A 14,009-nucleotide genomic window follows, 5' to 3' on the forward strand; every position below is an offset into this window, starting at 1 on the left:
TCATGTCTCCAATCTCTTGCCAATCGCACTCAGTGCAGCACGCAAGGCATCATGCGCGCCCTCGGATTGCAAAATATCCGTCATCTGAAGGCTCAGTGTGCCCTCGGTCGCAAGCGCGTCACGCTCGGCTGCCAGTTGGCCCGCATGCTCTTTGTGCATTGATGTCAGAAACCCTGACACAAGCTGCGTGGTGTAGAATTCGGCCCGGTCTTTGTCGCCGGTCTGATCAGCCAACCAGTCGGTGCCTGTTGCCATAAGATCCAGGATACCTGGCACCATGGCGCAGATGGCGAAGTGGGCGTTCAACGCGGCCTCATTGGCAACCTTGACCACAGGATTTTCGGGCTCGAACAAATCTGCCAAGAGGCGATCGTTGCCGTAAGCGGCCAATGGGCAACCTCCTGTCTGAAGGAAACCCAGCGGAATCGTTTGCACAAAATCCGATGCCGGCGCGCACAGGCAGGATAGCTGCTCCTCAGAGACGGCGGCCATCACTGAAACGATTTGCTGATCTGCGCGAAAGCTTAGCGGGGCCAGAACGTCCTCGGCCACATGGGGGCGCAGGCAGAGAAACACGATCTCGGACGCATCAATCACGCCTTGCGGAGTGCCAACTCGGACCCCAAGCTCGGCCTGCAGAGCCGAGGAGACTTGGGCATTGCGCTCGGTGACGTAAAGATCATGACCTTTAGCAGCCATCAGCCGCGCGATTGGCGCAGCGATGTGGCCTGTGCCGATGAAACCGATACGGCTCATTGCTGAGGTTCTTCCGGGATCGAAGCAGAGAGGGCCTCACGCCAGGCGTCGAGCCGATCCGCAAGCGCAGAATCCTGCAGCGCCAGAATGCCCGCGGCCATCAGGCCCGCATTGGCCCCGCCGGCCGAACCGATAGCCATGGTCGCAACCGGAAAACCTTTGGGCATCTGCACGATGGAATAGAGCGAATCCACACCCGACAACGCGCGGGTCTGCACCGGAACGCCAACTACCGGCACGCGGGTTTTCGACGCCATCATGCCCGGCAAATGCGCCGCACCTCCCGCACCCGCGATAATGACCTGCAAGCCGCGCGACACGGCGGTTTTGCCATAGTCCCAAAGACGGTCCGGCGTGCGGTGGGCTGAGACGATACGCGCCTCATATGCGATGCCCAGCTCATCCAGAATATCGGCGGCCTCTTTCATCGTAGGCCAGTCCGATTGGCTGCCCATGATGATCCCTACTTTCACATCGCTCATCCGCTTACGCCCCTGCCATCGGAAAGAGCGCGCACTATAGCCAAATCCGCATATGTGGCAATGTGGTACGCGCGTCTCAGGCGATGATATCGGGGGTCAATCTGTCTTCGATCAGACGGATTATGTCTTTCAGGCGCAGTTTCTGCTTTTTTAGCCGCTTGATCGTCAATTGGTCCGAGGTCCCCTTGGCCTGCAAGGCCTCGATCGCTTCGTCCAAATCACGGTGCTGGCGTCGAAAGACCTCTAATTCCACCCGCAGGACTTCATCGGTTTTCATCGAAAGATCGGTGGGTGCGTTCATGGACGACTCAGTGTTTCAAGTGGTGCTTCTAACACAAGATAGTGTGTCAGGGTTTATCCGGCCAGACCTTGTGGACATCCCTGTATCTTCCCATATTCTATATCACGCGGTTGCCGACATCGGGACCGCAGAATACGTCGCTTTGACAATGAAGGACGAAAATACGTGTCGAAACTTACCTTAGGCTCATACCCGCATCTTTTGGGGTTCGAGCAGTTGGAACGCCTTCTGGAACGGTCTGCAAAGGCCGGAAATGAAGGATACCCGCCCTATAATATCGAGCAGACCTCGGATTTTTCCTATCGCATCACCTTGGCGGTTGCCGGGTTCGCGGAAGAGGACCTGTCGATTACCATCGAGGATCGCCAGTTGGTGATCCGGGGCCGTCAGCGCGACGACAGCGAGGGGCGCATATTCCTGCACCGTGGCATCGCGGCGCGTCAATTCCAGCGCATGTTTGTGCTGGCTGACGGGGTCGAGGTAGGCGAGGCGATCATGGAAAACGGTCTGCTGCATGTGGACCTGACCCGCGCCGTGCCTGAAACCGTGGTTCAGACAATCAACATCAAGAAGGGGTAAGAGCAATGAATACACCGATTGAGATCAACGCCGAAGGCAATCGGATTGTCTATGTAAAGGCCGTTGATGTGGCAGACCTTCCGCAGGATCTGCGAGAGCAGGCAGGCGATCTGGATCAGCTGTATGCTGTCCACGATTCCGATGGGCAGCAATTGGCACTGGTTGCCGACCGCAAGCTGGCCTTTGTACTGGCACGCGAACATGACCTGTCCCCGGTGGCCGTTCACTAGGCCACCAAACATTCCGCCGAATTGACGTGACATTTTCTGCCTAAGCGGTGATCGTGCCGCTGATTGAAACGCAGGAGTGCGCGATGAGCTGGTATGATTTCGATTGGGTGGATGCGTTCAGCGATCAGGCCTTTGGTGGCAACGGCTGCGCAGTTGTGCATGGGGGTGCAGGGCTGTCGAACGCGGTTTGCATGGCATATGTGCGCGAGACTTCTCTGGTTGAATGCACTTTTACCGGGCCATCCGATATCGCTGATATCCGGGTCCGGTACTTCCTGGCCAGCCGGGAAATCCCATTTGCCGGGCACCCGACCATAGCAACCGTTGCAGCGATGCGATCACGGGGGTTGTTTCAGGGTGATGCTCTGACGCTTGAGACCGGAGCAGGGATTGTATCGATCAAACTAAATGGTGATGACATCGAAATGACGCAGGTCGCCCCGCGATTCGGCGATCATGTGCCCGCAGATCTGGTTGCCACCGCCATCAGCCTGCCGGAAGAGTTGGTAATTTCTCCACCGCAGTTCGTTTCAACCGGTCTGCCCTTTTGCATTACGGTCCTGCGCGATCACGAGGCGCTGCGCGCTGCCAAGCTGGATGTTGCTTTGCTCAGTCATATTACCGAAAAGGCCGGTTTCTCGGGGTCGGACATGGCTGAACCGTTTCTTGTAACACTGAAAGGCGCAACGACTACGGGCGACACATTCTCGCGCCTGATGATGGCGCCCCCCAGCCCGCCCGAGGACCCGTTCACCGGATCGGCCACCGGTGCGATGGCGGCCTATCTCTGGAAACAAGGACTGATGGACAAAGAGACATTCATCGCCGAACAGGGCCATGACATGGGCCGCCCCGGTCAGGCGACCGTGACACGCGTTGGACCTTCGGATGCGATGACGGGGATCAAAGTTGCCGGGCGCGGCCATGTCCTGATGCGCGGGCAGGTGAATTTGCCCGACTGAACCAGACCCGCACCTGCGAAAAAGGCCCTCAGAAATCTGAGGGCCTTTGATGTATTTTTTCGTCTTAAGTGATCAGGATGCTGCAATCAGCCCCATGCTTTCCAGCTTAAGCAGAACCTGATGTGCGCAGTTGTCAACCTCGACATTCTCGGTCTCGACGCGCAGCTCTGGGTCTTCAGGGGCGTCGTAAGGGTCGGAAATCCCCGTGAACTCTTTGATCTTGCCCTCACGTGCCAGTTTGTACAGACCCTTGCGGTCTCGGCGCTCGCATTCTTCAATGCTGGTCGCGACATGCACCTCGCAAAATGCACCGAATTGTTCGATCTCTTCACGCACAGCACGACGGGTAGTTGCGTAAGGCGCGATAGGAGCACAGATGGCAATACCGCCGTTCTTGGTTATCTCAGACGCGACATAACCGATGCGGCGGATGTTCAGATCGCGATGTTCCTTCGAAAAGCCCAGTTCCGAAGACAGGTTCTTACGCACGATATCCCCGTCCAGCAGGGTAACCGGACGATCCCCGGTCTCCATCAGCTTGACCATCAAGGCGTTGGCAATGGTGGATTTGCCCGAGCCTGAAAAACCGGTGAAAAACACGGTGAATCCCTGTTGCGAGCGCGGCGGGAAGCGGTTGCGCAGTTCCTGAACAACTTCGGGGAACGAAAACCATTCCGGAATCTCCAGCCCTTCGCGCAGACGGCGGCGCAGTTCAGTGCCCGAGATGTTGAGGATCGTGACGTTGTCCTTGTCCAGAATCTCGTCATTCGGCTCGTATTGCGCGCGTTCCTGCACGTAGACCATATGTTTGAAATCGACCATCTCGACGCCGATCTCGTCCTGATATTTTCGGAACAAGTCTTGCGCATCATAGGGGCCGTAGAAATCCTCACCGGCAGAGTTTTTGCCTGGACCTGCGTGGTCACGACCGACGATGAAATGGGTGCAGCCGTGGTTTGCGCGGATCAAACCGTGCCAGACTGCCTCGCGCGGGCCAGCCATGCGCATCGCAAGGTTCAGCAGCGACATCGACGTAGTCGAGGCCGGATATTTATCCAACACGGCTTCGTAGCAACGCACGCGGGTGAAATGATCCACATCGCCCGGTTTGGTCATGCCAACCACGGGATGGATCAGCAAGTTGGCCTGTGCTTCTTTTGCGGCACGGAAGGTCAATTCCTGATGCGCACGGTGCAAAGGGTTACGGGTCTGGAACGCAACGATCCGGCGCCAGCCCACTTTGCGGAAATAGGCGCGCAGCTCGTTCGGCGTGTCGCGGCGGGCTTTGAAATCGTAATGCACGGGCTGCTGGATGCCAGTGACCGGGCCGCCCAGATAAACTTTGCCCGCTACATTGTGCAGGTAATTCACAGCCGGGTGCGCATCATCATCAGCGCCAAAGACCTTTTCCGCCTCACGCGCCTTGTCTGGTGTCCAGCGGTCGGTCACGGTCATGGTGCCGAGGATCACGCCTTCCTGATCGCGCAGGGCAATATCCTGGCCCAGCTCGATCGATGCGGCAAAATCTTCGTCAACATCCAGGGTGATCGGCATTGGCCACAGCGTCCCGTCGGCGAGGCGCATGTTTTCGACCACGTTGTCATAGTCTGCCTCGCTCAGGAAACCTTTGAGCGGGTTGAACCCACCGTTCATAAGCAGTTCCAAATCGCAAATCTGCCGGGGCTTAAGATTCCAGCTGGTCAGATCAGATGCTTCGATCTTCAGTTTTTGTGCAGATTCATAGGAAACATACAATTCAGGGATTGGGGCCAGATTGCTTAACATCGTCATCGGAAAACTCTTATTGCGTTACTGTTGGCATTTGTTTCAAGGGCGTGTGCCTCGGCCTGAGGGTGAAGTCCATAGACTCGCAAAAACTAAGGATGAAATGTGTGGTTTTTTCACGAAATGGAACGGTTTTCTGTTTTTTGTTTCAGGTTATTGAAAAAATCCCGCCGCTCAAGCTCATTAGGCACATTCTCAGGCAATCTGTTCCAAAGGCGAAGTCTGCGACTTAAGGTCGGCTGCGTGCCTGACGGGCAGGGCGGGGACAGGTTCAGAGACACCGCGCAGGCTGAATTCCCGTAGATCGCGGGGATCACATTGTAACCCAGCCGCGTCCAAAACCTTGTCCGACACAAGGAGTTCGACCCCCAACGCTTTGGTTTCAGCCTCCAAACGGCTGGCAACGTTTACAGCGTCTCCAATGATGGTGCGTGGCGCGTGTTTAGCTGCTCCGATTTCGCCCAGCACAAGATCACCAAGATGTAGACCCATACCAATGCGCACAGGTTGGCTGCCTTCTGCTTGGAGCTGCTGGTTGAAACGCTCCAATGCGTGTCCGATCCCAGCCGCCGCCCTCAGACCGGCACTTGCCGAACTTGCGGCGTTGGCTGTTTCGAACATCGCCAGCAACCCATCGCCCATGTATTTGTCGACAACCCCGCCTTGTGCCGTGATTGCTGGGACAATTGCGTCAAAGAAACGATTCAACAGAAAAACGATATCATACGGCAATTGCCCCGTTGTGCGGGCGGTGAACCCGCGCATGTCCAGAAACAGAACCGCCAGCTGCCGTTCTTGCCCCTGGCTCGCATGCGCACGATCACGCGCGCCGTCGGGGCGGAAAACACGAAATACAGTGAGCGGGTCGGACGGCCGCATCTGGCAGGCCAGGCGAGTCCCCTCTGGCGCGCTGATCGCTTTCAGGCTGCGGGCTTCAACTTCGGTTGGTGGGTGCAACTGATCGGCGCCATCTTCAACCACAACGCGACAGGTCGTGCAGCGCCCCTTGCCGCCACACAGCGCGGTATGTGGGATGCCGTTTGCGCGCGACATCTCCAAAAGGGTCATGCCTTTCTCCGAAACAACTTCTGGACCGTTGACATAGCGCACCCGCACCGAATGCCGCCGCCGCCAAAGCTTGCGCCCGAGATAGACCAAGCCTGTTAGTGCAAGCGCGGCCCAGAATACCCACTGCGTATAGTCTGTGACGGAAAACAAAGACTGAAACTCTTCTTGCGAAGGCCAGTTATAGTATTCGACATACTGTTCTCGTAGATCGGGGTCGGCAAAATCGGCCCAGATACGCCGCCCCTCGGTCAGAAGGCCTGCGAAGGCGAAGCCCGGTACAAAGACGGCGAGACCGATCAGATATGGAACCATCGCGCGCCACCATGTGGTCAACCGTAACCACATGTGTAGCCCAATACATCCGTGGACCCACACCAGCAGAAGTAATAGGCTTTGGAACCAGATCGCGGTGCTGGGCCACATCAGAATGATGATGTAACCCATTTCATCATTCACCCCAAAAATCTCATGCGCGTATCGGGTCTGAACCAAATGTGAGATAAGCTGCAGCGGGATCAACAGGCCAAGAATAACCTGAAGCGCGACGCTGAAAGGCATTCTGAGCGTCCGGCGCTGCGCGAGTGAGATAAGCGCCAGTCCCATGTGCATCAGCAATGCGCCATATATCACGACGCTGCCGATCTCATTACGGCTGACAGCTTTACGTCCGCCCTGCATCCCGTGCAGCAAATCAGTGTGAAACAGACCAAGGCCGATATTGATGAAATGAAAGAACGCAAAGACAAACAGCACGAGGCCGCTTGCGATTCTGAGCCGGCTCATCCATCCGCCGCGCCAAAGAACGTTTTCCAAAAGCTCACCTGTTCTTCGCGTTACTATGGTTGATCCTGATACGGTGCCGGGTGCCGGTCAAGATAGGCGCGGTCACCTTTCGGGGAACCAGTCGCAGGGGGCACCTGCGGTTTGTATCATCTGGTGTTCTGCGTTGAACAACACCAAATGGCTCAGTTTAGGACGCGAGCGCGAACTGTATAGCAGTCCATCCGCGCCGTATGTGCGGGCCTTGTCCGAAAATCGCCATGTTGGAGAGGGTATGCCGGTTGCCCGCATGTCTTGCCAGACGATCGAGGCAGAAGGTTGCCCCCGCAAATCCAATACTTGCGCCTTGGATATCTTCAAGCGATGGATCGTCCGTGGAGGGTCGCACTGCGAGACATAGCGCCGAATGGCGATCCCGGCCCCTTCAGCGCTAAGCGACGCATAAAGCGCGAATTGGCCAGAATGATGAAACCGTCCTTCGGGGGCACGGGCCGATGAGAGCGGGTCACCCGATTGGGTGCGGAACAAAATTCTCCAGACGAGGCCGGAGAATTCTGTGATCATCTTAGTCGTTCTCCGCCAAGAATCGTTCTGCATCCAGCGCGGCCATGCAGCCCATACCGGCGCTTGTCACAGCCTGACGGTATACGTGGTCGGTCAGGTCTCCGGCAGCGAAAACTCCCGGAACCGAAGTTTGCGTCGTGCCCGGCTTGGTCACGACGTAGCCACCCATGTGGGTTTCCAGCGTATCTTTGACCAGCTCATTTGCCGGAGCGTGGCCGATAGCGACAAATACGCCTTTGCACGGAATCTCCGTGATTTCGCCGGTCTTTACATTCTTGACCTTGACGCCTTCCACACCCAGTGGGGCATCGGTTCCGATCACCTCATCCAGTTCGTGAAACCAAAGCGGCTCGATCTTTTCGTTCTTGAACAGCCGATCCTGAAGGATCTTTTCAGCTCGCAACTCATCGCGGCGGTGGATCAGAGTGACTTTGCTTGCGAAGTTGGTCAGGAACAGCGCTTCTTCTACGGCAGTATTTCCGCCGCCGATCACAACGATTTCCTGACCGCGATAGAAGAAGCCGTCACAGGTGGCACAGGCTGATACGCCAAACCCTTTAAATTTCTCTTCCGAGGGAATGCCTAACCACTTGGCTCGTGCGCCCGTAGCCAGAATCACCGCGTCAGCGGTGTAGACGGTGCCACTGTCGCCTTTGGCTGTGAAGGGACGCTCGCTTAGATCGAGATCGCTGATGATATCGCCGATCACTTCGCATCCCATTGCCTTGGCGTGGTCCTGCATCCGAACCATCAGGTCTGGACCTTGAACCTCGGTGTCACCCGGCCAGTTTTCCACCTCGGTTGTGGTGGTCAGCTGCCCACCGGGTTCGATACCCTGCACCAGGATCGGTTCCAACATGGCCCGGCTTGCATAAACGCCCGCGGTGTATCCTGCAGGTCCCGACCCGATGATCAGAACCTTGGTGTGTCGTGTTTCGGCCATGGTATCCTCACTCAAACTGCCTCGGCGGACGTGTTGTCCGGTGCGGATCGATATAGCGACCGCAGGGCAGGGCTTAAAGCCCCTTCATATTGCAGGTCCGTGATGTGCCTAGTGTTTGGCTTTGCGGCCAATTATGTATCTGAAATAACGAAAATTGCGTGGCTGTGAAATATTATTGCGCCTCCCGGGGCTGCTGATATAACAACTGAAAAACTCAGGAGCATTCGATGGTCACGACCCGGTTGGATGAAATCGACCGCAAAATTCTTGCGGAACTGCAGGCCGATGGCCGTATGACCAATGTTGAGCTTGCCAAGCGCGTAGGAATATCCGCTCCTCCTTGCCTGCGACGGGTGCGGACGCTGGAAGATTCGGGGTACATTCGCGGCTATCATGCCGAGGTGAACGCCCGCGAGCTTGGGTTCGAAGTGCAGGTCTTTGCCATGGTCGGACTTGAAAGTCAGGCTGAATCCGAACTCAGCGCTTTTGAAGACCGGTGTCGGGAATGGCCATTGGTTCGCGAATGCCACATGCTGAATGGCGAGGTTGATTTCATCCTGAAATGCGTCGCGCCGGATCTCAGCAGTTTTCAGCAATTTCTGACAGGCGAGTTGCTGACCACGCCAAACGTGGCCAGCGTCAAAACTTCGCTTGTTATCCGAGGCGCAAAAGACGAGCCAGGCGTACCATTTGACGTGCTGGAAGACCGGATGAACCGGACGGCCTGAACCTACCTTTTGTTTGATCCACAGGACAGGGTGGCAGCATCGCCGCCAGTGCCAGGGTTAAAACCCAACTCAGTAAAATCTGCATAATGCCCCACGCTTGCAGTACAGTAATAGTTAACCAGTTCACGCTGTCATAGCGTCAATTTCACCATCTCCGGCTCTTGGCAAGAGCAACGGACCGAAATCATTCAACGATTCGATATGTGAGAATAGATTCAAATAGATCGAACGCAAAGAGTGACTGATCATTCGGACCGCATTGATGCCCGGATGATAGGTTTCGAACTGCAAGCCATCGACCCGAATCACCGAATGCCGCGCGACGCAGATATGAAACAGCTCAACCGGAGTCGGTGGCAGCGTTTCAATGACGCCCATTCCATCCTGAAACTCACTGACGGGTGTCAGCATGGGCTGCCCGCCGTTCAGATGACGCATATGCGTGGGCGTACCCAGCAGACGTGCGGCGGGGCCTGTGATGACGCCCGACATCGGTTTTTGCATTCCGAACGTGTCGGCCATGATCCGCGTCAGCGGCCGGGTTCGTCCGCGCGTATCCTCGCGTCCGGGAATCAGCGTGACGGACCCTTTCCAAAGCACGGTTTCCGATGATCCGTCCTGAGTGAGTACATCATCACCCGGCAGCAGATCTTCGATGGCCATCTGGCCTTGCGGTGTCTCAACCAACGATCCGCGTGTGAACGCACAGAACGCATCTTCAAACATCGGCAAGGCTGGTGCGATATGGCGCGTCTGTGAAATATCCCCGTTTTTCAACAGACTGCACACTTCATAACGTCGAAGCTGTGCCTTTTGCTTCGTTCCCGGACGAGGCGCTTCGCGCAACAGCGCTGACGTCTCGACCGCGTTTCTGGCAGCGCGGGCCAGAGAATTTGGAATAGTCATGGTATTCCGTCCCCTCTAAATTCCGTCCGACGGCTTGAACCCCCGTGCAACATCGCCGGACGACCTTGTTCTTTGTCTGTAATCAGATGGGTAAACACAGGCTGGTCGCCGCGAATGCACAGCGCCGTAGCAGAATACACCAGTGTTTTGGTCAAGTTCTTGACCCCCCAGACAAACTCGTAAACCGCAGGCTGCAATTGCCTGCACACACACGCTCCGAAACCTGGCCGCAATCTTGACTGCGACCCCACATACCGAACCGGAGCATCATCCGGTATGCGTTTGCCCGTTGAGACCGGCAGCTGGTCCCATGGGGTTGCTGTGTCAGCGTCGTGCCGCCAGACGGCGCGCAACTCTGACAGAGTGACTTGAAACCCGCTTCCAGGGCATTTCCGGTTCTTGATCCCTGACAGCCGCAAAAACGGCGCTGAGAAAGCGTGATTTCGATTTCATATCCATTGTCCTGCTTCGATAGGGCGGATCGCCCCGTTCCCGTTTATGAAGCCAATGTGACGCTGATTTGCGGCGCCTATAAGGCTGATCCGGGATGAATTGAGGACAAATTAAAGGTTTCAGGTACCTCTTTGTTAATTCCGCCCATGCAATGAGGTCCCGAGCCGGGATAACCGTCTGTGCATTGGCGAAAATTTGAGACGATTCTGACTCTGATAAACACAAGAAATGTGGCAGAAACTGGGCAAAGCTGCCTTATTTCGGGCCAGATTTACAGCCGGATCGCGGAAATCAACCTGCCGTAGTCGGCCTCATTGGCATGGGTCGAGCGCCGGTAGGAATAAAACCTGTCAGGGTCGGAATAGGTGCAGTGGCGGACCCACTCGGCCTGGCCGATACCCGCTTCGCGCAGGCGGTGCAGGCCAAAGGCGGGCAGGTCGAATTGCATTCGATCACCTTTGCCATTTGCAAAGAAACGCGCGTTCTCGGGCGTGTCGGCAAGGAAGTCGTCCAGAAACTCGGCGCCGACCTCGTAAGCGCTTTGTGAAATCGTCGGGCCGATTACGGCAACTGTGTTGTCCCGGCTGGCCCCCAGCGCTTCCATTGCGTCCAAAGTTGCCTCCAGCACACCGTCCAACGCCCCGCGCCAGCCGGCATGTGCGGCCCCGATCACATTTGCGTCAGGATCGGAAAACAGCACCGGCTGGCAATCGGCGGTTAAGATCGTAAGCGCCAGACCCGGCGTTGATGTGACCACTGCGTCAGCTTTGGGTTTGTCGCCCGTCATCGGCCCATCGACTGTAATCACGGTCGGAGAATGCACCTGATGCACGCCGATCATCGCCTCGGGGGCTACTTCCATCGCTTCGGCGACGCGCCGACGGTTCAAAGCTACGGCCTCGGTCAAATCTGTCGACCCGGTTCCGCAGTTGAGTCCTTCGAAGATACCAGAAGATGCGCCACCGCGGCGGCTGAAGAACCCGTGTCGTACGGGGGACAGCATGTCTGAGGTAATGATTTCCAGTGTCATGGTTCCAGTCCCGGTGGCGGCGTGGCGTTTGGCGGATAAAGGCCCAGTACTTTGAACAGGTTTCCCATTTCGTCGGGGTGCGTCAACCGTCGATGTGCAGAGACCAGCGCCTCAAGCTGTGACCCGCTGAGAGGGGCGGCAAGCGATTGCGCGCGCGCGGTGATCCCGAGCCGCTCAAGAAACACACCCTGCGGGGTCAGTTTTGTATAAGCGCAGCCCGAAGTATGAGACGCCTTCGCCAAGACCTCAAAGTCGACATGTGTGGTCAGATCCGCCTGACCGGGCTGATCCAGGGGATCGACACGTTCATGCGCTTGCAACGCCTGCAATGTGTCGCCAAGCGAGCGCCAGTCACCATAATCGATGATCAGCGCGGCTCCGCCGTTACGAGCGATCTGCCCGGCAACAGAGTACATAATGGAACTGGCAGCAGCGCACAGTTCTACCAGATCTCCGTCCTGCGTATCCTCGACACGTTCGCTGAGCGCAGCTTGTGCCGATTGCGCACCAAGACCGAACGCAAGCGATGCACCATTTTTGCCAACTAACCTCTCGCGCCAACCTTCGCCTTCGCGCAGGAACTGGCGGATGGGCAGGGCATCAAAGAACTCGTTTGCCACCAGAAACAGAGGAAGATCTTCAAAATCAGAAATTGCCTCAATCCACTGAGGTTCATACCCTTGCAGTGCCTTGGCTTGTACGTCGCGCAAAACAGGTGAAGCTTCGAGCAATGCGATCTTGGCTGCTTTGTGAAAGCCAGGCACCCTCTGAGTGGCGCGCAGGATGTCTGCTATCAGGGTGCCACGACCAGGGCCAAGCTCGGCCAGAACAATCCGTTCAGGTTTGCCTTGCGCCAGCCAGGATTGCGCCAAACACAACCCGATAAGCTCCCCGAACATCTGACTGATTTCAGGCGCTGTAATGAAATCGCCCTGAGCGCCCAGCGGATCGCGGGTTGTGTAGTATCCATGTTCCGGATGCATCAGACACTCGGTCATGTAGTCAGCGATGGTCATAGGGCCATCATTCTGGATGCGCAGGAGCAGACGATCCTTCAGGTTCATGATCTGCGTCGTGCCCGAAATGCCAACCAAAGGCCAAGTGCAATCATTGGTAGCGACAAGAGTTGCCCCATCGTCAATCCATATCCGCCAACATGCCACGCCAACCCTAGCGGATTCCCGGGCGATACAAATTGCGCATCGGGTTGACGGAAGAATTCGACAAAAAACCGCGATGCGCCGTAGCCAGCCAGAAATACGCCCATAACCAGACCTGGTTTTTGAAACGCGCCGCGCCGGTAGGCCAGCCATATCAGAATCGCCCCGAGGACCAGACCCTCGAGTGCTGCCTCATACAGTTGCGAAGGGTGGCGGGCGCACATCCCTGCAACAACGCCGGGACAGTCTTGGGCCGTGGTTCCGGGAAAGATCACCGCCCATGGCAATTCACTGGGTCGACCCCAAAGCTCGGCATTAGTGAAATTCGCCAATCGTCCCAGCAACAACCCGGGCGGCACTGTGTAGGCAACCAGATCACCCAGCGAAAGAATCGGTGTAGCGTGGCGCCTGCCGAACAGATACGTGGCGATCACCACGCCCAACAGGCCGCCATGGAAGGCCATGCCACCCTGCCAAACCATCAGAATTTCCAGTGGATACGCAAAATAATATGCGGGTTGATAGAAAAGGACGAACCCCAATCGACCACCAAGAATTACACCCAGTATGATCCAGGTGACCAAATCCTCAAGCTGATCGGGTTGCATCGGTGGTGTGTCATCAGCCCAAAGCACAGGCCGCCTAAGCGCCATCAGCGCCATGCGCCAAGCAATCAGGATGCCGACGATATAGGCCAGCGCATACCACCTGAGCGCAAACTCCATCCCGAACAGAGAGATCGAGAAAATTTCGGGTGACAGATCGGGGAAATTCAAAACAGCCTGCATGTGCGTCTCATTGCCCGGGGTTTGCGTGGCAAGTCAACCTTGAGCCCAGGCCAATCTTTACCCATATAGAGAGCAATCGCGAAATCGGAGAAAGCCCATGCAAACCCGTAACAAGATTCTGGACGATATGTCTCAACTGATGACCAATGCCATGGGTGTGGCGCAGGGGGCACGAGAAGAGGCCGAGAATGCGATGAAATCCATGATGGACCGCTGGCTGGCCGACCGGGATTTCGTAACCCGTGAAGATTTTGATGCTGTGCGTGCCATGGCGCAGAAAGCGCGCGAAGAGAACGGTGCACTTGAACAGCGAATTGCCGCGCTCGAGGCGAAGCTGGACAAGTAACGTCCGCAGGAATTTAAGATTTTGGGTAAAAGCATCCGCCGCGCAATCCGAACTTGGATTGTGCGGTGTTGTGCATTTTGCCGCTCTGCAGAAATTTATCAAGACAAAGCTGCATCCAACGCCAATATTTTGATCGGCGTTGCCAACT

The 14,009-nt window shown here is 56.5% G+C and carries 16 protein-coding genes; 5 read left to right on the plus strand and 11 right to left on the minus strand.

The window, feature by feature from the left end; translation table 11 throughout:
• The 3 genes from ACRZ9U_RS03220 to ACRZ9U_RS03230 form a co-directional block, all read right to left on the minus strand.
• The gene (locus tag ACRZ9U_RS03220) at window positions 1-756 is read right to left on the minus strand and encodes an NAD(P)-binding domain-containing protein (RefSeq protein ID WP_170401831.1); all 756 of its coding nucleotides are present in this window, start codon (window positions 754-756) and stop codon (window positions 1-3) included.
• Window positions 753-1,238: a 5-(carboxyamino)imidazole ribonucleotide mutase gene (gene purE / locus ACRZ9U_RS03225; protein ID WP_170401828.1), complete on the minus strand. Its 486-nt coding sequence runs from the start codon at window positions 1,236-1,238 to the stop codon at window positions 753-755. The genes ACRZ9U_RS03220 and purE overlap by 4 nt, the downstream gene beginning before the upstream one ends.
• Window positions 1,239-1,314: 76 nt before the next feature.
• Entirely contained in the window at window positions 1,315-1,539 is a 225-nt protein-coding gene (locus ACRZ9U_RS03230; RefSeq protein ID WP_010441787.1) for a YdcH family protein, read from the minus strand.
• A gap of 165 nt (window positions 1,540-1,704) precedes the next feature.
• Here ACRZ9U_RS03230 and ACRZ9U_RS03235 point away from each other — a divergent pair, with 165 nt between their 5' ends.
• The 3 genes from ACRZ9U_RS03235 to ACRZ9U_RS03245 all read left to right on the plus strand — a co-directional run bounded on the left by ACRZ9U_RS03235 (window position 1,705) and on the right by ACRZ9U_RS03245 (window position 3,310).
• Window positions 1,705-2,118, plus strand: coding sequence for an Hsp20 family protein (locus ACRZ9U_RS03235; protein ID WP_010441788.1), 414 nt, complete (start codon window positions 1,705-1,707; stop codon window positions 2,116-2,118).
• Window positions 2,119-2,123: 5 nt separating this feature from the next.
• The gene (locus ACRZ9U_RS03240) at window positions 2,124-2,348 is read left to right on the plus strand and encodes a DUF1150 family protein (RefSeq protein WP_170392397.1); all 225 of its coding nucleotides are present in this window, start codon (window positions 2,124-2,126) and stop codon (window positions 2,346-2,348) included.
• Between the two features lie 83 nt (window positions 2,349-2,431).
• Window positions 2,432-3,310 carry a PhzF family phenazine biosynthesis protein gene (locus tag ACRZ9U_RS03245; protein WP_170401825.1) on the plus strand — a complete coding sequence of 293 codons (879 nt, stop codon included), beginning with the start codon at window positions 2,432-2,434 and terminating at the stop codon, window positions 3,308-3,310.
• Between the two features lie 72 nt (window positions 3,311-3,382).
• Here ACRZ9U_RS03245 and ACRZ9U_RS03250 read toward each other — a convergent pair whose 3' ends face one another.
• The 4 genes from ACRZ9U_RS03250 to trxB all read right to left on the minus strand — a co-directional run bounded on the left by ACRZ9U_RS03250 (window position 3,383) and on the right by trxB (window position 8,450).
• Window positions 3,383-5,101 carry a bifunctional sulfate adenylyltransferase/adenylylsulfate kinase gene (locus tag ACRZ9U_RS03250; protein ID WP_170401822.1) on the minus strand — a complete coding sequence of 573 codons (1,719 nt, stop codon included), beginning with the start codon at window positions 5,099-5,101 and terminating at the stop codon, window positions 3,383-3,385.
• A 189-nt stretch (window positions 5,102-5,290) separates the two neighbouring features.
• Window positions 5,291-6,946, minus strand: a complete 1,656-nt coding sequence (locus tag ACRZ9U_RS03255; protein WP_480886510.1) for an adenylate/guanylate cyclase domain-containing protein — start codon at window positions 6,944-6,946, stop codon at window positions 5,291-5,293.
• A 102-nt stretch (window positions 6,947-7,048) separates the two neighbouring features.
• The gene (locus ACRZ9U_RS03260; RefSeq protein ID WP_170392389.1) at window positions 7,049-7,507 is read right to left on the minus strand and encodes an RES family NAD+ phosphorylase; all 459 of its coding nucleotides are present in this window, start codon (window positions 7,505-7,507) and stop codon (window positions 7,049-7,051) included.
• Window position 7,508: 1 nt separating this feature from the next.
• A complete protein-coding gene (gene trxB / locus ACRZ9U_RS03265) occupies window positions 7,509-8,450 on the minus strand; it encodes a thioredoxin-disulfide reductase (protein ID WP_170401816.1) in 942 nt (313 codons plus the stop codon).
• A gap of 227 nt (window positions 8,451-8,677) precedes the next feature.
• On the opposite strand from trxB, the gene ACRZ9U_RS03270 reads away from it, so the two are divergent.
• Window positions 8,678-9,178 carry an Lrp/AsnC family transcriptional regulator gene (locus ACRZ9U_RS03270; RefSeq protein WP_170392385.1) on the plus strand — a complete coding sequence of 167 codons (501 nt, stop codon included), beginning with the start codon at window positions 8,678-8,680 and terminating at the stop codon, window positions 9,176-9,178.
• Between the two features lie 123 nt (window positions 9,179-9,301).
• Here the strand turns inward: ACRZ9U_RS03270 and ACRZ9U_RS03275 are convergent, their stop codons facing one another.
• From ACRZ9U_RS03275 to lgt, 4 genes are all read right to left on the minus strand, one after another.
• Window positions 9,302-10,084: a Hint domain-containing protein gene (locus ACRZ9U_RS03275; RefSeq protein WP_480592003.1), complete on the minus strand. Its 783-nt coding sequence runs from the start codon at window positions 10,082-10,084 to the stop codon at window positions 9,302-9,304.
• 724 nt (window positions 10,085-10,808) lie between these two features.
• Window positions 10,809-11,567 (minus strand): peptidoglycan editing factor PgeF, encoded by a 759-nt coding sequence (gene pgeF, locus ACRZ9U_RS03280; RefSeq protein ID WP_480901301.1) that lies wholly within the window; start codon window positions 11,565-11,567, stop codon window positions 10,809-10,811.
• Entirely contained in the window at window positions 11,564-12,631 is a 1,068-nt protein-coding gene (locus tag ACRZ9U_RS03285; RefSeq protein WP_170401810.1) for an SAM-dependent methyltransferase, read from the minus strand. The genes pgeF and ACRZ9U_RS03285 overlap by 4 nt, the downstream gene beginning before the upstream one ends.
• The gene (gene lgt, locus ACRZ9U_RS03290; RefSeq protein ID WP_170401806.1) at window positions 12,628-13,515 is read right to left on the minus strand and encodes a prolipoprotein diacylglyceryl transferase; all 888 of its coding nucleotides are present in this window, start codon (window positions 13,513-13,515) and stop codon (window positions 12,628-12,630) included. Before lgt ends, ACRZ9U_RS03285 begins: the two co-directional genes overlap by 4 nt.
• A 97-nt stretch (window positions 13,516-13,612) precedes the next feature.
• Between lgt and ACRZ9U_RS03295 the strand changes: the two genes are divergently transcribed.
• Window positions 13,613-13,861 (plus strand): accessory factor UbiK family protein, encoded by a 249-nt coding sequence (locus tag ACRZ9U_RS03295; protein ID WP_170401803.1) that lies wholly within the window; start codon window positions 13,613-13,615, stop codon window positions 13,859-13,861.
• Window positions 13,862-14,009 lie beyond the last annotated feature (148 nt).

It is taken from the genome of Ruegeria sp. D7 (genome assembly GCF_056534355.1).

Excerpts from the sequence above, each read along its gene's own strand:
- pgeF (WP_480901301.1), bottom strand. The coding sequence starts at position 11,567 with ATGACACTGGAAATCATTACCTCAGACATGCTGTCCCCCGTACGACAC.
- lgt (WP_170401806.1), bottom strand. The coding sequence starts at position 13,515 with ATGCAGGCTGTTTTGAATTTCCCCGATCTGTCACCCGAAATTTTCTCG.
- ACRZ9U_RS03255 (WP_480886510.1), bottom strand. The coding sequence starts at position 6,946 with ATGAGCCGGCTCAGAATCGCAAGCGGCCTCGTGCTGTTTGTCTTTGCG.
- ACRZ9U_RS03230 (WP_010441787.1), bottom strand. The coding sequence starts at position 1,539 with ATGAACGCACCCACCGATCTTTCGATGAAAACCGATGAAGTCCTGCGG.
- ACRZ9U_RS03240 (WP_170392397.1), top strand. The coding sequence starts at position 2,124 with ATGAATACACCGATTGAGATCAACGCCGAAGGCAATCGGATTGTCTAT.
- ACRZ9U_RS03285 (WP_170401810.1), bottom strand. The coding sequence starts at position 12,631 with ATGAACCTGAAGGATCGTCTGCTCCTGCGCATCCAGAATGATGGCCCT.
- ACRZ9U_RS03270 (WP_170392385.1), top strand. The coding sequence starts at position 8,678 with ATGGTCACGACCCGGTTGGATGAAATCGACCGCAAAATTCTTGCGGAA.
- ACRZ9U_RS03275 (WP_480592003.1), bottom strand. The coding sequence starts at position 10,084 with ATGACTATTCCAAATTCTCTGGCCCGCGCTGCCAGAAACGCGGTCGAG.
- trxB (WP_170401816.1), bottom strand. The coding sequence starts at position 8,450 with ATGGCCGAAACACGACACACCAAGGTTCTGATCATCGGGTCGGGACCT.
- ACRZ9U_RS03250 (WP_170401822.1), bottom strand. The coding sequence starts at position 5,101 with ATGACGATGTTAAGCAATCTGGCCCCAATCCCTGAATTGTATGTTTCC.
- ACRZ9U_RS03260 (WP_170392389.1), bottom strand. The coding sequence starts at position 7,507 with ATGATCACAGAATTCTCCGGCCTCGTCTGGAGAATTTTGTTCCGCACC.
- ACRZ9U_RS03295 (WP_170401803.1), top strand. The coding sequence starts at position 13,613 with ATGCAAACCCGTAACAAGATTCTGGACGATATGTCTCAACTGATGACC.
- ACRZ9U_RS03220 (WP_170401831.1), bottom strand. The coding sequence starts at position 756 with ATGAGCCGTATCGGTTTCATCGGCACAGGCCACATCGCTGCGCCAATC.
- ACRZ9U_RS03245 (WP_170401825.1), top strand. The coding sequence starts at position 2,432 with ATGAGCTGGTATGATTTCGATTGGGTGGATGCGTTCAGCGATCAGGCC.
- purE (WP_170401828.1), bottom strand. The coding sequence starts at position 1,238 with ATGAGCGATGTGAAAGTAGGGATCATCATGGGCAGCCAATCGGACTGG.